This window comes from Bacillus sp. AFS040349, from assembly GCF_002577655.1.
Lineage (GTDB): Bacteria > Bacillota > Bacilli > Bacillales > Bacillaceae > Metabacillus.
Genome location: NZ_NUMC01000126.1, coordinates 1 through 13,603, shown reverse-complemented (window position 1 = coordinate 13,603; position 13,603 = coordinate 1). Strand labels below are relative to the sequence as shown.

Sequence of the window (13,603 nt, the reverse complement as noted above, 5' to 3'; positions counted from 1 at the left end):
ATATTACGAACAAAGCGCAAATGTAATTATAGATTCGCGCTTTTATTGTTGAAGATTGTTTTTTTACTTTATTAGTTAAGTGAACACTAAACAACCTAAAATATTCCAACTAGTGTTATTATAAAAATATATACTTATTTTGGAGGTTAAACATGATGTTCTCATTAGAAGTTCATAATGCAATTTGGCTTTTTTTAGTCATATTTATGTTACATGATTTTGAAGAAATAATCAGTGTTGAAAGTTGGTCTAGGAAAACTTCGAGTCTAATTGAAAGTAATAATAATCGCCTAAAGAAGTTAATTTGGAGCTTCTGGAATATTAATTCACATTCTTTTGCTAAGAGAGATGTGGTAATATTTTTAGTTGCCTCAACTATCGTATTCATTAAGGTACAATTCATTGAAAGTGGATGGACAGCAATCTTATTTATGATTTTTTTGTGTTTTGTAATATTACATAACCTTGTTCATCTCATACAGACCCTTATTTTGAAAACTTATACCCCAGGTCTCTACACGGCAATCGGACTTGTTACACCGTATACAATTTATTTATTTTACAGATTAGTATAGTTTGTCACCTTTTTTCAAGAACAGCGCTTTTATTGTGGATGATCATTACAATGGTTATTGTATTTTCTGCTTAAAGACTAATACTTCTGTTAGATTCAGCATCAGCTTCATAAAATTGTTTTTTTGAAGGTAATAAGCTAAAGGTACACAAAGTAATGGATAATACCAACATTACTAAAACACCCAAGAAAACAACTACCTGAATTGAAGTAATCTGAGCTGCAACTCCCATAATGCTAGTTATAATTATAATTAAAATCGCTTGAATTAAGCTATAAGCACTTCCAATACGTCCCATAACATCAACTGGTATATTGTTCTGATAAAATGTTAGAAAGCCTGTATTAGCACAAGCGATGAAGAAAGCTAGGATAAAAAACCCAAGTGCTGCAATGATAAATGAACTTGAAATAGCATAAATCATATATCCAGTTGATACTAGTACTGATCCTAAACCAATCAAAATTGAGGTTTTTAGTTTTTTAGCTGTTAAAGAGTTAATTAATGCTCCAACTACAATACCTGCCCCAGCAATGGTTACTAAAAATCCATACTCACTGTCTGACAAAAATAAAACCTCTTTGGCAAAAGCTGCTTCAAGAGAATCTATAGCACTTGCCATAATGACCATTACACAACTAAACAAAAAATAAATCATCATAATGTAACTAGATCCGCGACTAAATTCAACTACAGCATACCAATCCCTTTTAATCATTTTTATTGATAGCTTATTATTACTTAATGATATAGCTGTTTGTTTTTCTATATCAGGCATTAGTAATGTAATCATACCTGAAATAAATAACGCAATTGCATTTGTATAGATTGCAAAAATTGAAGTTCCAATAAAGAACAATAACCCTGCAATGGCTGGCCCTATTAAAAATGCTCCAGAAGTAACTAGACTATGAAGGGAATTAAATTGTTTTCTTTGTTTTTGAGGAACTAACTTTGTAATATATGTCATTGAAGTTGGACCAAACATAGAACTCGCCATGTTTATAATAAATACTACTAAATAAATTTGTGCAATGGATAACATAAATGGTAATAAAGCTATAAATAAAGCTCGGAATATATCAAGAAAAACCATTAGTTTTCTTTTGTTTAATCGGTCAATAATACTACCAGCCCAAAAATTCGTTAATAAAGTAGCCAGTGGTTTGATGATATAAAGTCCTGATACCGCAAGGGGTGAACCAGTCAAATCAAAAACGATCAAATTAAGTGATATGAAATAGATCCATTCACCAAAATTCGAGACCCCAATTCCAATTAATAGGATTGAGGGATATTTCCAAGACACAAGTTTTTCCTTCAAAACCATTCCTACCTCTCTCCTTTCTTACAAAAATAATAAATCCACCCTACAAAAAAACTAATATTTACTTTTTCCGTATATTTAAATATAAAGGCACAATACAAAAAAATCCCACCCCAAGATCAATGTCTTGGGGACGAGATTTTATAATCGTGGTGCCACCCCAGTTTATTAATATGTCGCCATACTAATCTTATCAGGTACAAAAAAACTATTACCTTAGCTCTATAACGGGAGCTTCCGTCATACTATCCCCTAAAAGGTTCCAATATGATACTCAGAGGCTTGATTCAATAAATCATCCTTACTCCTTTCCACCAAACGGAGCTCTCTTGAAAGAATGAATCTTATCTACTCTTCTCTTCATCGTATTTTTCATTAAAACTATATTACCATGACGTTAACATAATAAGTAAATATAAAATTGGTGAAATTTTCTTCTCCCACAATATGGCCAATATAAAAAGACACGAATGTTATTACACATTCGCGCTTTGTTGAATATCAAATTCTATTGTATTTCGTATCAAAAGTTCTATCTATAATTACTTCTTTTGTACAACATAAATCCACTTTAGCCTTTAGTTTTAGTTTAAGCCTATCATTCTATATTTTAATTCTGTATAACTAAATCGGCTTGTTCTATTGGCGAAACTGTTTTCATATAATAATCTTCTGCTTTCCAGTATCTTTTTTCAAACTTCTCAATGTTATTTTGTGTATCAACACTTTCACGTTTGAATCTCTCTTCTCGTACACAATTCAGAAAAATCATAAAATCGAAGTAATTTCTCCACTCTTTTCTTTGTAAAAACACTCCTTCGATAATAATTAGACAAGTATCTGGTATCATGACCGAATATAAATTTTGTGAATCTGAATTATAGTCATATGTTAATAATTTTAATTCATTAGATTCTTTAAGTCTTTTGAATAAATTCTCTTTTAGCCATTCTACATCCCATTGCAAATTGTAATACTCATACCACTCTTCATTACCAGTGCTATAACGTCTTTCTCTCTCTACAATGTAATCGTCTATATGTAAAACACAAGAAAAAATACCTTTTTCTTGAATATGCTGTTCGATGTTTCTTACTATTGTTGTTTTACCTGAGCGACTTAATCCATCTATTCCGAGTACAACCTTTTTACCTTTTTCAACTTTTGGAATGTTTTTCAATAATGTTGTTATTTTATCTTCCAAGCCCTAATCCCACCCTATTTTTAATATACATAATTACTTTAACCTGTTCCGTTCGTTAAAGTGTAACTCTCTTAACAAACTCAATTTCATTTTAATTGTTCTTCAAGAGTTTGTCCTTAATAAAATAAGCACCTTCCTTGTTCCAGAAAGGCGCTTTTGATTGCTGAATATTATATTTGTGAAAGAGCGTCATTGCTTTTTCCAAAAAACACTCCTGTTAATTAAGAAGACTCCCTATGTCCATTTCATGAAAAATCCGCCACTGTATGATTTTTTGCAAGCGCCTCTCTGTTATAAGTCAATAACAATAGGATCAAGTTCAATTTCTTTATGACCTTCTCCATAATTATTACTTACAATTTCAATGGGTTGAATTATTAACTTTCTCGCACCTTCTTGGATGGTACCAAATTCAGTTGTTCCCTTAAATGTTTTACCTTTATCGGGTGACATACCTCCACCACCAGTTTCATTTATATACACATGTCCAAGATCGTCTGAAACTCTGAATACGGGTGTCACACTTGGCCACAATTCAAGTAGTTCATCTGTTACCACTTGTTCATATGAAATAACAGTTGATACTGGCGTAAATTCAACAGATTGGAGTGTAAATGACACGTCTTCGTCCTGAACCGTCATATTCACAAGTTCTAGATTTCCTTCTAAACGTTCTAATGAAAAGGCAAAGGACCAATCACCTTTTATTTCTAATCCTTCATGATTGGTAAAAGTTGCAGGCTCCCAAGTTACCTGTACCGTTTCTGGATATACATCATCTTTGAAGTGAGGTGTAAGTGTCGCAATTCCAACATAATGTGTATTGTTAATCTTTGTAATTGTACCCGTACCACCACTTGCTATTGAGTCCTTTACATCAAACCAGTGAGGTGCGAGTGTATCTAGATTTTCACCAAATGGATGCTCGGTTTCAATTGCATAGGATACCGTAATATTCGTCCCATCATATACGGCATTATCAATCATGACCGTAATACCATTACTCGTCTGTGCAAGACCAATATCAGTAGAGAAGGTCTCAAAATTTTTATAGTGTTGCTCTTCGCCATTAAAATAACTAATGACATTATCCATAAACGGAATTTGTGATGCAAGAGACGGGAATGCAAAACCCGTTGCCGTACTTGTTACAAGAATGATAACAGCAGCGACACCAATATTACGCCAGATAGGTACTTTTTTTCGTTTTTTGAGTACATGTTGTTTCACGCGTGCTTTTTCGACCTCTGTTACGTCTACTAAATCAAGTTGATCGATATCCATATCTATCCATTCTTTCATACACATACAAATAGCTCCTTTAACGTGGTATTTGTGGCTAAGATTTTCTTACCTCGATACAACCGATTATCGACCGCAGCTTTCGATAAACCTAGATTGTCAGCAATTTCACTATTTGTAAGCTCCAAATAATATTTCATTATAAAAATATCCCGGTCAATTTCTTTCAATTGACTAATCGCAAATAACAACGCGTTTTTTTCTTCTCGTTTCAAGACAAATATATCTGTTTGTATAGCACTTGCTTTCTGTTCTAGTGGTGCGTCCTCTTGTTCATGTGCGACTTGATTTTTAGTTTGACGGTATTGGTCGATTGCTCTGTACTTCGTAATCATGCCAATCCATTTTTTGAAATCTTGTGTATCACCTTGAAACTGATGAGCATTTTGCCAAACAGTTAGAAAAACATCATTGATACACTCATCAACATCTGTTTGCTTCATATTGTGTAAAATTTTTGTGGCAATAGTTTTAACAAGAGGCATATATGCATCAACGATATACTCGAGTGCATCTTCCTTTTGTTTTTTTAATCTACTGATAAAGTTTGTCGATGAACTTTTCATTTAGTTTGCTCCTTTTGTGATTGAAAAAGCTTTTTCATAAAGTACAACGAATTGTTTATAAGTTTATTCTCAAAATTTTTTTGATATTTTTTTATTTATTGATAAGACTAATTTTCCCTCCATTACTATGCAAGAAAAATTGAAAATTGAAAAGGCGTTCCTGCATTTTGCAGAAACGCCCCTAAAGTGCGAGCACCTATCCTTGTTCAAGAACAGCGCTTTTGATTGTTGAAGATAGTGATTGAACAGAACTCTCAGTTTGTTTGATAGCATTAATAACCATTACTTTTTATGTTTGCTTTCATTAATAAGGCGATCTGTTGCTCATCTGCATTGAAATTTTGTTCAAGTTGATTGATAACTAACTCTTGTCTCTGTAAAGAATGATTTTGACTTAATTTAACTTTTCCTTCTATTTTATTGATCTTTATTTTAAAACCTTGAACTCCTTTGTTCATACCAGCAAGAAACTCAGCAGGTACATCCTGTAATCTATATGAACTTTCAGGAGTTTCATATTTTAATACCATGTCATGTAAGGAATCTATTAACTCATTTTCATCCTCTAAAAGTTCGACTTCCCCATATACATGAACTGTCACGTAATTCCATGTTGGTACTGCCTTATTCGTCTCATACCAAGATGGGGAGATATAACAATGAGGACCATGGAAGATAGCTAGAACAGTTTGATTTTCAATATCTTTCCACTGAGGATTTGGACGAGCAAAATGTCCATATAAGTATGAATTCTCCTTGTTCAAAATTAACGGTAAATGAGTTGCAAATGGAATTCCATTGTGTTGCGAAAAAAGAGTCGCAAAACTATGTTCTTTTATAATGTTGAGAGCTATCTTTTCATCTGTGATCTTAAAATATTTTGGAATATACATTCATAATCACCTTTCAAGAAAAGTTATTTGAGTATTTTTGTCATTATCATGTCCGTTTGCTCTTCATCACCCATAAAAAAAGAGTGGGCTCCTGTTTCAACAAATCCCATTTTCTTATAAAAAGCAATAGCATTTTCATTTTTTTCCCATACACCTAGCCAGATTTTCTGTCTATTTAGCTCCACTGCAATTTCAAGAGCTTTATTTAGCAGATGTTTACCAAGCCCATGTTTCTGAAATTTGTTCTTTATATAAATTCTTTCTATTTCTAGTGAATGTTCCCCCATTTCTTCGGATTGAGCATCATTTGTGTTGATTTTTAAATATCCAGCGACATCATTATTAAAATAAATAAAGAAGAACTGCGAAGAAATATTGGATAACTCTTTTTCTAGTTGTTTTAAGTTAAATGCCTTTTCCAAATAAGTATTCATATTTTGAGGTGTATTCTGATGCCTAAATGTATCATTAAATGTTTCATAACTAACTTCTTGAAGTGTTCTTAGATTTTCAAGCGTGCATATTTTAATATTTATAGTCATTTATGTAACGCTCCTTATATATTAATAATTTCTCTTGTTTCCTTTCTTAACGTACTCCCAATCGACTTCTACATTTCTCCTTACTCTTTGTAAAAGATTAAGTATGGTCTCCACTTCAATTTCAGAAAATCCCTCTAATGCAACATTATTGGAATGTTCATTTTCTCTTTTTATGAATGGATAAACATTTTTTCCTTTCTCTGTTGGAAAAAGCCTTTTAATTTTTTGGTTATGTTCATCATCTTTCTTTTCAATAAAACCATTTATTTCAAGCTTTTTTATAGCTCGAGCTGCTGTCGTTCGATCTACTTTTATCAACTCAGCTAACTTTTCTTGTATAATTCCCGGATTTTCGTATATTCGGATTAGGTACAAATACTGCCCTTTTGTAAGGTCAAATTCTTTAAATTCAATATTGCTTATGGAATCTAAAGCCCTTGCTATCATTCCAATTTCTCGAAGAATTTCCTTCATAATTAACTCCTTTATATAAATTTTGTTGTAAATACAATAAAATCACCATATATTAAATGTATCTTAAATTTATTGCATTTGCAATAAAAAAACAGAAAGGTAGGTGTAGTAAAGTGAAATACGTTTTTTATGTACTAGGAATTTTAATTTTAACCCTTGGTATTTCATTAACTATACATTCAGACCTTGGGACTTCACCCTTTGATGCGCTTTTAGTAGGACTGTCTATAAATGTAGGGCTTACAGTTGGAAGTTGGGAAATAATAATAGCTTTAATATTGATAGGTTGTAATTCATTTTTAAAAAGAGAAAGAGTCGAGGTTTTGGGATTGCTAACAGCATTAATAACAGGTATTGCTATTGATATTTGGCTAATATTATTGGGAGATTTGATAACACCTGAATAATCACAAAAATTTCACATAAAAAGACGCAAATGTTATTACACATGCGCGCTTTGTTTGTTGAATATCACCTTGTTATGAACAATATGGTTGTACTGTTCATAAAGAGTTCCACATAAACACAGGGGCTTCTTCAACTAAAGCCCCCGTTAGTTTAAGTACAATGTTTCACAAACAGACAAAATTACCACTTCATTTATTACAGGAATGCTTACCCTTAAGTCGAATAAGAGAAAGGAAGAATCCCTCCATTTCCTACTGCACAAGGTAAAAAACTCAGAGTTACGTCAAAGTTATGATGACATTTCCCTTTTTGTGTCCCTTTTCTACATATCGGTGAGCCTCGGCAACTTCTTCCAATGAATATCGTCGATCGATGACTGCTTTAATCTTTCCTACCTCATAAAGGTCTTTAAGATAATTCAGATTTGCTTGGTTCTGCATAAGTCCCGCGGTTACAAAAATTGCTTTCTTTTTCCCAAACATCGTTGTCTTTAACATGTCAAATAGAATGGATAATGAAAGTACAGTGGAAAGGTATGTTCCTCTTTTCGAGAGAGAGCCTTTACATTGTGAAAAGGAACGTTTACCCACTACATCAAAAATAACATCATATGTTTGACCGTTCTTCGTAAAATCCTCCTTGGTGTAGTCAACTACCTTATCTGCTCCATGCGACTTTACCATCTCTATATTTGTTGTACTGCATACTCCAGTAACTTCTGCACCCAAGTATTTAGCTATTTGTACCGCATATATCCCTACTGCTCCAGATGCACCATTAATCAAAACATGTTGTCCGTGCTGTAACTTTGCTTTATCACGAAGGAACGTCAGTGCGGTAGGTGCACCATCACAGATGGCAACAGCTTCTTCATAGGTCATATTAGACGATTTGATCGCCAGAGGAGTATCTTCGTGCAGACATTTGTATTCGGCTTGAGCACCAAGCGTCCTTGCACTTAACCCAAAAACTTGGTCGCCTACTTTATATTTCAATACCCCTTTTCCAATAGCTTCAATTTCGCCAGAAAGCTCAGCACCAAGTATTGAATTTTTTGGCCTTTTTAGACCGTAAACAAGCTTAACAATGGGGGAACCTTTTCGAAAGGTACAATCTGCTGGTCCAACTGAAGCCGCGTGAATTTTGATCCGGACTTCATGATTTTTCGGGATTGGCGTATCGATCTCTTGAAGTTTAAAAACATCTGGTGTTCCATATTTGGTGCATACGATTGCTTTCATATGGCCACTCTCTCCTTCTTTTCATCTTCTTACTTATAGAATTTTTAGAGGTAAACTAATACTAAAGGAATGTGGAAATCTATCTTGTTGGATTATTTCAAGATGAGGGTAACGTCTGTTATGGTTTTGATTAGTGGTTTAATTTTTTATATAGTAATTGCCTTACATTGAAGTAAACTCATGTTTAGTAAATTTCCTCTTTTCAGAGATAGAAGCAACCGCTGTTTCATCAAATCCCTTAATGAGGAGCCAAACTGCTAAAATCATTTCATTAGCTGCTACTGGCACAGCTAAAATAGCACCCCAAAAAGATATTTGAGGAAATACGCCGAACATGACGAACAAAGAACAAACAAAAACACAAGTTGCCCCTGTCATTCCAAGAATTGATATGAATCTCGGTACAAGTTTTGTTTTATAAAATATATAACTATACATCATCGTGTTTATACCTAGCATAAAAAGTGGACCAAGCATAAATGTCCAGTCATGTATTGCTTTTAGGATGATTCCTGAAGAATGATAAGATCTGGAATCTAGGGATTCTGTTGCTACAAATTCTTGGCTTAAGGTTAAAAGGGACAATACACTGATTAAACCAATCGTAATAATAATCGCTTCAAGAAATCTAAAACAAACGTGCCATAGTGCAATTGTTTCATTATACTTTCTTAACAATGGAAACAAGGTAGTAGCTGTTCCTATAGCCGAAACTACAAGAATTAACTCCATAAGCGCCCCTAATATTATCTGGTTTGAGTGTTCAAAACCTTTTGTTAGGTAATCTGAATCATTTAAGATAGGGGCGTATAAATTTAGACCTAGCACAGCCGAAACAGCAGCTAGTATAAACAATACACCTACAATTTTTGCAGCTTTTTTGTTTGAATTCATCTATTTATCCCCTCACATTATAAATTCGAAAACAATATGGTTCTTTATTGCTTTGTGTCTTCCCCATAATAAAATATCTCTTCTAACGGTAAGTTAAAGGTGTGTGCAATGCGAAAAGCTAGTTCTAGAGATGGGGAGTAATTCCCCTTTTCGAGAGCCACGATGGTTTGTCTTGTTACGCCCACCTTGTCAGCCAACTGTTGCTGAGTCATTTCATCATGGTTGAAACGTAATTTTCGGATGTGATTGCCGACAAGATTTTTACCCATTTTTTATACTCCTCTCCGATAGTGATAAAGTTTTGTAACGGAGCCCATCACATCTGAAATGAACCCTGAAGTAATCAGAATAATGAACATCATATGTGAGGGCTGAAAAATGACCAGTGATCCCATTGCAATAAGAAAGCCAATGATAAACACGAAAAATGAGTTCCGGTGCGCTTTCAATTCAATTAACTTATCTAATTCATCTGCAAATGTGGGTTCTTTTTCGTTGGTCGTAATTCTAAATATAATGTTGAAAATAATGCTGATTATGATATGTGCAACGATTGAAAACAATGTCAGGAAGAGGACAAAGGAACCCCAATAACGAAAAGCTTCAATTGACTCCAGTCCCCCTCCTGGAAACCGTGGATACATGTAAAAGCAATAAGAAACGAAAATGAGTATTGCACTAATTACTGATACAATGCTTTTCTTTTCTTGGTATGTCATGATTCAAACCTCCTTGTTTGATAAATTTTACAAAATGTAAAATATGTTATACATAATGTAAAATAAACTATACACAAAGTCAAGTATAAGTTACAAAAAAATAGGCAGGAACATTACCTATTGAGTAATGTTCCTGCCATAGCAATGAGTTAAAAGAACACTCCTTGTTGATGCATAGCATTGTCTTCTGGGACATCAACGATTTCTAAAAGATTAGCTCCGATATATTCACAAGTTTTTCTTGAAGCGATGTTATCTGGATTACAGGCAATAAACAGTTTTTCCATTTTATGAGTTTGTACCACTTTCCTCAAAAGCAATACAGATTTTGCAGCATAGTGATTACCTCTATTTTCCTCATCTACTGAATAACCAATATGACCACCATTATATAAGTTTTCATTGTATCCAATCTTATATCTATCTTACCAATAGGTTTGAGCGAACCACTTAAAGAAATGTTGAAATGATAAGCTGGAACCTAGTTCTTTTCCTTGTTTCCTGGTGATGTCTTACAAGATGTAATTCAATTTCCTCTCCTTTAATAATATTAAAATCCAAAAATTCGAATTCCACTATTCTCCCCCCTAATATACCTCTACTTATTCCACCAAACTGTCCGTTAGCCATCCATGAAGCAGAGCTTCACCACAGAAGGTGTAAGATAACTAAGTTCTTACATGGTAGTTTAACAATGAAGTAATATTTATACCTTAAACTTAGTTTTAGAATATAAGGTACATTAAACTTATTTATTTTTTATATATCCTTGGATGGTGTTTTAAGTAGATAAAGATCTTAGTTATTACAATTGCCATTATTAAGATGCCTAGATAATTAAGAAAGAGATAAAAGTAATTCATACCATTTCCTAGTTTGATTAAATCCCAAGCAACCATTACAGGTTTTAATAAAAATGAGAAAAAGGCACTCGTTAATACGCCGTAGAGGAATATATTCTTATTGTTATTAATACACCATTGATATACTAACATGAATGTGACAGGGACAAGTGAAGCATCTAAAGCAAAGTTAACTGGCATAACTGGTATCACCTGAAACGGATAATATACATACCCTGTTCTCATTGCGATCGCATCTGAATAAGTAAACCAAGTGTGTATATTAAAACCATAAAAACCAAGTTGAAAAACCTTTGTTCTATCGATTTTAAAATAAAGAATAACAAGAGGAACAACTAACATCAAAACAATGACCCAGAACGGACCTGTACCAAAGTGAGAGAAGTCCTTCCAATAATCCAACCACATGGAAACAACCTTCTCTTGTAAATCCAATATGTCATTTAATCGCTTTCCTTGTTCCTTAGTGATCAACATTCCCCACCACCAAACTCTTTTACGTTAGTATTGGCTAAAACCAATTACAATATAAAAAAATCATCCAATGGTAATCACTATATGTCATTTTCAATTGAACCAAGATAGAAAATACACACTATTACACATATAATTCCCGATTGCGTAATAAAAAAGCCAACTTAGTTTGTTGACTTTTCTTTCCACCTTATTAAATTAAAGCGCTTTGTTTGTGGAAGATTACGATTATACTAAAGCCATTGTTACTTTAAGTGCATAGCACAAATTAAGAATATAAAGTAAAAAATCCAACCTATGTTAAGACTGAATTCTTTTTTCTAGGCTATTTATCTTTGTGTCATGTTTACCTGTCTTCTCGCTTAAATACTCAATATCGTAAATCATACCGTCAACCTTCTTAGATATTAGGTTTAAAGTTCCTTGAACATCTTCCTGTTGACTTCTCTCAATAGTATCAAGTCTATGTAAGACCTCTTTAAATTGCAGATCAACTTTATCAAACCGTTCTAAGATGATTTTTAACAATTGTTCATTATCCATATAATCACCTCGTTAATTCGTATATAGATAATTATATCATAAGTATCACCCTTAACTTTCATTAATTTTAGTAAATTTTATATTTTTAAAGGAAGCGCATCTTCAAAACTCTCTCCAGCTTCTATCCAATACAAATATTGATTACTAGGTATCTCCGAATTTATGTATCATTTCTGTATCCAAAAACGTTTATCAGTACTTATAGTATATCCATCATTGTTTTCCAATGTGTTTGTTCATTCTCTAGCATTACATTTCCCCCATTGTAAAAATAAGTATCTTTATTACAATTATAAATTAATTACTCAACATTTTAGATTTTTCTTTTTAAATGAACTGGTCCTTACAAAAAAGACGTTTTTTATTTAAGAACCCCGCCCAACACGAAAAAACACTTACCTTATATTCAAGATAAGTGCTTCTGATTTCGGAAGAATTCCTTATTATTATTTTGCGAATTCTTTTTCAGGCAACCCCAATATGTCTGTATTTTTAGGTATATGGCCAAGTAAACGTAGCATAGTTACAATTTGCCCTTTATGATGTGATTCATGAGTAATTGAATGGATTAGTAATTGATGTGGCGTCTTTCTTATATACCCACTACCTGCTCTCCAAGAAGGCTCTTTTTCGATAAATTCATCAAATTTGTTTTTGAATTGTTCAAGTACACTCTCTACATATTCATCAGCTTGTTTAAAATACCGTTGAATATCATCTACCTTCATATTATTAATTACTTCCTTCGTTAATAATGGAGATGATGATTCTGATAGCACAAAAGAACCTAACCATGCATGATAGCAACCTGCCACATGAACTAGGGAATCTCTAATGCTATGAAAACCAAATTCAAACTCTTTAGTAAAATCATCTTCATTCAATTCTCTACACTGATCTACTAAAATTTGACGTGTTTGTTTTACCCATTCATATTCTAACTTTTCCATAGCATCCTCCCACCCCTATTAGGAAAATTTCCCTTTTTAATATACACCAATTTACATTATCATTACACTTAATTTGTTTTTTATTGTGCTACCCTAAAGGTTATTAATACACCTTCAAAAATCCCTTCTACTTTAGCAAAAAATTCATCATACGTTAGGCGACAATCGCATAAGCGTATGATGAATATGGTATCAATCTTTTTTATCTGGAGTAGTTAGCTATAAAACAGTGACTCGTTTTCTATTTATTTGTGCATATAAATTATTAATTATCCCTTTTTGATTTTGAGTATATAGGAATTAAAAGTACCCCTATTCCAAATGTAGCATATGAAATCCATCGAACTATATCGTACCCTTCTGATTGTTTGAAAAAAGAAATATTAATAATCATTGCTAATGCAGCCAAAAATTGCAAGTGTTTTTCCTATTACCTGTTTAGACAAAGTGAATTTCACTCCTTCCAAAACATTTTAACTAAATATCACCATATTTTTCTAACAAATTTAATCCTTTTGTAATCTGAAACAATTATTAATATTTACACATTAAATTCCTCAACAATATGGCCCTTAAATAAAACAAGAGCGCAATTCATTACTGCAGAATTGCGCTTTGTTCGTAATAT

17 protein-coding genes, 1 pseudogene and 1 other annotated feature are annotated in these 13,603 nt (G+C 32.9%); of the genes and pseudogenes, 2 read left to right on the top strand and 16 right to left on the bottom strand.

Annotated features, from left to right (window positions below):
* The first annotated feature begins 152 nt into the window (after positions 1-152).
* Positions 153-575, top strand: coding sequence for an HXXEE domain-containing protein (locus tag COD11_RS22105; RefSeq protein WP_369689295.1), 423 nt, complete (start codon positions 153-155; stop codon positions 573-575).
* A 70-nt stretch (positions 576-645) separates the two neighbouring features.
* Here the strand turns inward: COD11_RS22105 and COD11_RS22100 are convergent, their stop codons facing one another.
* The 7 genes from COD11_RS22100 to COD11_RS22070 all read right to left on the bottom strand — a co-directional run bounded on the left by COD11_RS22100 (position 646) and on the right by COD11_RS22070 (position 6,883).
* Positions 646-1,899 carry an MFS transporter gene (locus COD11_RS22100; protein ID WP_098799070.1) on the bottom strand — a complete coding sequence of 418 codons (1,254 nt, stop codon included), beginning with the start codon at positions 1,897-1,899 and terminating at the stop codon, positions 646-648.
* Positions 1,900-2,028: 129 nt separating this feature from the next.
* Positions 2,029-2,275: a binding site (T-box leader), on the bottom strand.
* A 237-nt stretch (positions 2,276-2,512) separates the two neighbouring features.
* Positions 2,513-3,106: a kinase gene (locus tag COD11_RS22095; protein WP_098799068.1), complete on the bottom strand. Its 594-nt coding sequence runs from the start codon at positions 3,104-3,106 to the stop codon at positions 2,513-2,515.
* Positions 3,107-3,397: 291 nt separating this feature from the next.
* Positions 3,398-4,414, bottom strand: a complete 1,017-nt coding sequence (locus COD11_RS22090; protein ID WP_098799067.1) for a DUF4179 domain-containing protein — start codon at positions 4,412-4,414, stop codon at positions 3,398-3,400.
* Entirely contained in the window at positions 4,405-4,974 is a 570-nt protein-coding gene (locus COD11_RS22085; RefSeq protein WP_098799066.1) for a sigma-70 family RNA polymerase sigma factor, read from the bottom strand. The genes COD11_RS22090 and COD11_RS22085 overlap by 10 nt, the downstream gene beginning before the upstream one ends.
* Before the next feature lie 272 nt (positions 4,975-5,246).
* Complete coding sequence (locus COD11_RS22080) at positions 5,247-5,867, bottom strand: FMN-binding negative transcriptional regulator (RefSeq protein ID WP_098799065.1); 621 nt, start codon at positions 5,865-5,867, stop codon at positions 5,247-5,249.
* Between the two features lie 23 nt (positions 5,868-5,890).
* Entirely contained in the window at positions 5,891-6,409 is a 519-nt protein-coding gene (gene paiA / locus COD11_RS22075) for a spermidine/spermine N(1)-acetyltransferase (protein ID WP_098799064.1), read from the bottom strand.
* A 21-nt stretch (positions 6,410-6,430) separates the two neighbouring features.
* Positions 6,431-6,883 (bottom strand): MarR family winged helix-turn-helix transcriptional regulator, encoded by a 453-nt coding sequence (locus COD11_RS22070; protein ID WP_098799063.1) that lies wholly within the window; start codon positions 6,881-6,883, stop codon positions 6,431-6,433.
* A 113-nt stretch (positions 6,884-6,996) separates the two neighbouring features.
* On the opposite strand from COD11_RS22070, the pseudogene COD11_RS22065 reads away from it, so the two are divergent.
* Positions 6,997-7,287, top strand: a pseudogene (locus COD11_RS22065) (DUF6198 family protein); the annotation flags it as partial.
* A gap of 282 nt (positions 7,288-7,569) precedes the next feature.
* Here the strand turns inward: COD11_RS22065 and COD11_RS22060 are convergent.
* The 9 genes from COD11_RS22060 to COD11_RS22025 form a co-directional block, all read right to left on the bottom strand.
* Positions 7,570-8,532 carry an NAD(P)-dependent alcohol dehydrogenase gene (locus tag COD11_RS22060; protein WP_098799062.1) on the bottom strand — a complete coding sequence of 321 codons (963 nt, stop codon included), beginning with the start codon at positions 8,530-8,532 and terminating at the stop codon, positions 7,570-7,572.
* A 162-nt stretch (positions 8,533-8,694) separates the two neighbouring features.
* A complete protein-coding gene (locus COD11_RS22055; protein WP_098799061.1) occupies positions 8,695-9,426 on the bottom strand; it encodes a DUF4386 domain-containing protein in 732 nt (243 codons plus the stop codon).
* Positions 9,427-9,470: 44 nt separating this feature from the next.
* Complete coding sequence (locus COD11_RS22050; protein ID WP_098799060.1) at positions 9,471-9,695, bottom strand: helix-turn-helix transcriptional regulator; 225 nt, start codon at positions 9,693-9,695, stop codon at positions 9,471-9,473.
* Between the two features lie 3 nt (positions 9,696-9,698).
* Positions 9,699-10,145 (bottom strand): hypothetical protein, encoded by a 447-nt coding sequence (locus COD11_RS22045; protein WP_098799059.1) that lies wholly within the window; start codon positions 10,143-10,145, stop codon positions 9,699-9,701.
* Positions 10,146-10,294: 149 nt separating this feature from the next.
* Positions 10,295-10,522, bottom strand: a complete 228-nt coding sequence (locus COD11_RS28065) for a hypothetical protein (protein WP_369689296.1) — start codon at positions 10,520-10,522, stop codon at positions 10,295-10,297.
* A 73-nt stretch (positions 10,523-10,595) separates the two neighbouring features.
* Positions 10,596-10,721: a hypothetical protein gene (locus COD11_RS27735; RefSeq protein ID WP_255301675.1), complete on the bottom strand. Its 126-nt coding sequence runs from the start codon at positions 10,719-10,721 to the stop codon at positions 10,596-10,598.
* A 176-nt stretch (positions 10,722-10,897) separates the two neighbouring features.
* Entirely contained in the window at positions 10,898-11,485 is a 588-nt protein-coding gene (locus tag COD11_RS22035) for a CBO0543 family protein (RefSeq protein WP_255301674.1), read from the bottom strand.
* Positions 11,486-11,782: 297 nt separating this feature from the next.
* Positions 11,783-12,025 carry a hypothetical protein gene (locus COD11_RS22030; protein ID WP_098799058.1) on the bottom strand — a complete coding sequence of 81 codons (243 nt, stop codon included), beginning with the start codon at positions 12,023-12,025 and terminating at the stop codon, positions 11,783-11,785.
* 446 nt (positions 12,026-12,471) lie between these two features.
* A complete protein-coding gene (locus COD11_RS22025) occupies positions 12,472-12,975 on the bottom strand; it encodes a DinB family protein (RefSeq protein ID WP_098799057.1) in 504 nt (167 codons plus the stop codon).
* Positions 12,976-13,603 lie beyond the last annotated feature (628 nt).

What these genes read in the sequence shown, in the direction of transcription:
- COD11_RS22055 (WP_098799061.1), bottom strand. Translation starts at nt 9,426, where the DNA reads ATGAATTCAAACAAAAAAGCTGCAAAAATTGTAGGTGTATTGTTTATA.
- COD11_RS22060 (WP_098799062.1), bottom strand. Translation starts at nt 8,532, where the DNA reads ATGAAAGCAATCGTATGCACCAAATATGGAACACCAGATGTTTTTAAA.
- COD11_RS22080 (WP_098799065.1), bottom strand. Translation starts at nt 5,867, where the DNA reads ATGTATATTCCAAAATATTTTAAGATCACAGATGAAAAGATAGCTCTC.
- COD11_RS22035 (WP_255301674.1), bottom strand. Translation starts at nt 11,485, where the DNA reads ATGTTGATCACTAAGGAACAAGGAAAGCGATTAAATGACATATTGGAT.
- COD11_RS22105 (WP_369689295.1), top strand. Translation starts at nt 153, where the DNA reads ATGATGTTCTCATTAGAAGTTCATAATGCAATTTGGCTTTTTTTAGTC.
- COD11_RS22085 (WP_098799066.1), bottom strand. Translation starts at nt 4,974, where the DNA reads ATGAAAAGTTCATCGACAAACTTTATCAGTAGATTAAAAAAACAAAAG.
- COD11_RS22030 (WP_098799058.1), bottom strand. Translation starts at nt 12,025, where the DNA reads ATGGATAATGAACAATTGTTAAAAATCATCTTAGAACGGTTTGATAAA.
- COD11_RS22045 (WP_098799059.1), bottom strand. Translation starts at nt 10,145, where the DNA reads ATGACATACCAAGAAAAGAAAAGCATTGTATCAGTAATTAGTGCAATA.
- COD11_RS22090 (WP_098799067.1), bottom strand. Translation starts at nt 4,414, where the DNA reads ATGTGTATGAAAGAATGGATAGATATGGATATCGATCAACTTGATTTA.
- paiA (WP_098799064.1), bottom strand. Translation starts at nt 6,409, where the DNA reads ATGACTATAAATATTAAAATATGCACGCTTGAAAATCTAAGAACACTT.
- COD11_RS22050 (WP_098799060.1), bottom strand. Translation starts at nt 9,695, where the DNA reads ATGGGTAAAAATCTTGTCGGCAATCACATCCGAAAATTACGTTTCAAC.
- COD11_RS22025 (WP_098799057.1), bottom strand. Translation starts at nt 12,975, where the DNA reads ATGGAAAAGTTAGAATATGAATGGGTAAAACAAACACGTCAAATTTTA.
- COD11_RS22070 (WP_098799063.1), bottom strand. Translation starts at nt 6,883, where the DNA reads ATGAAGGAAATTCTTCGAGAAATTGGAATGATAGCAAGGGCTTTAGAT.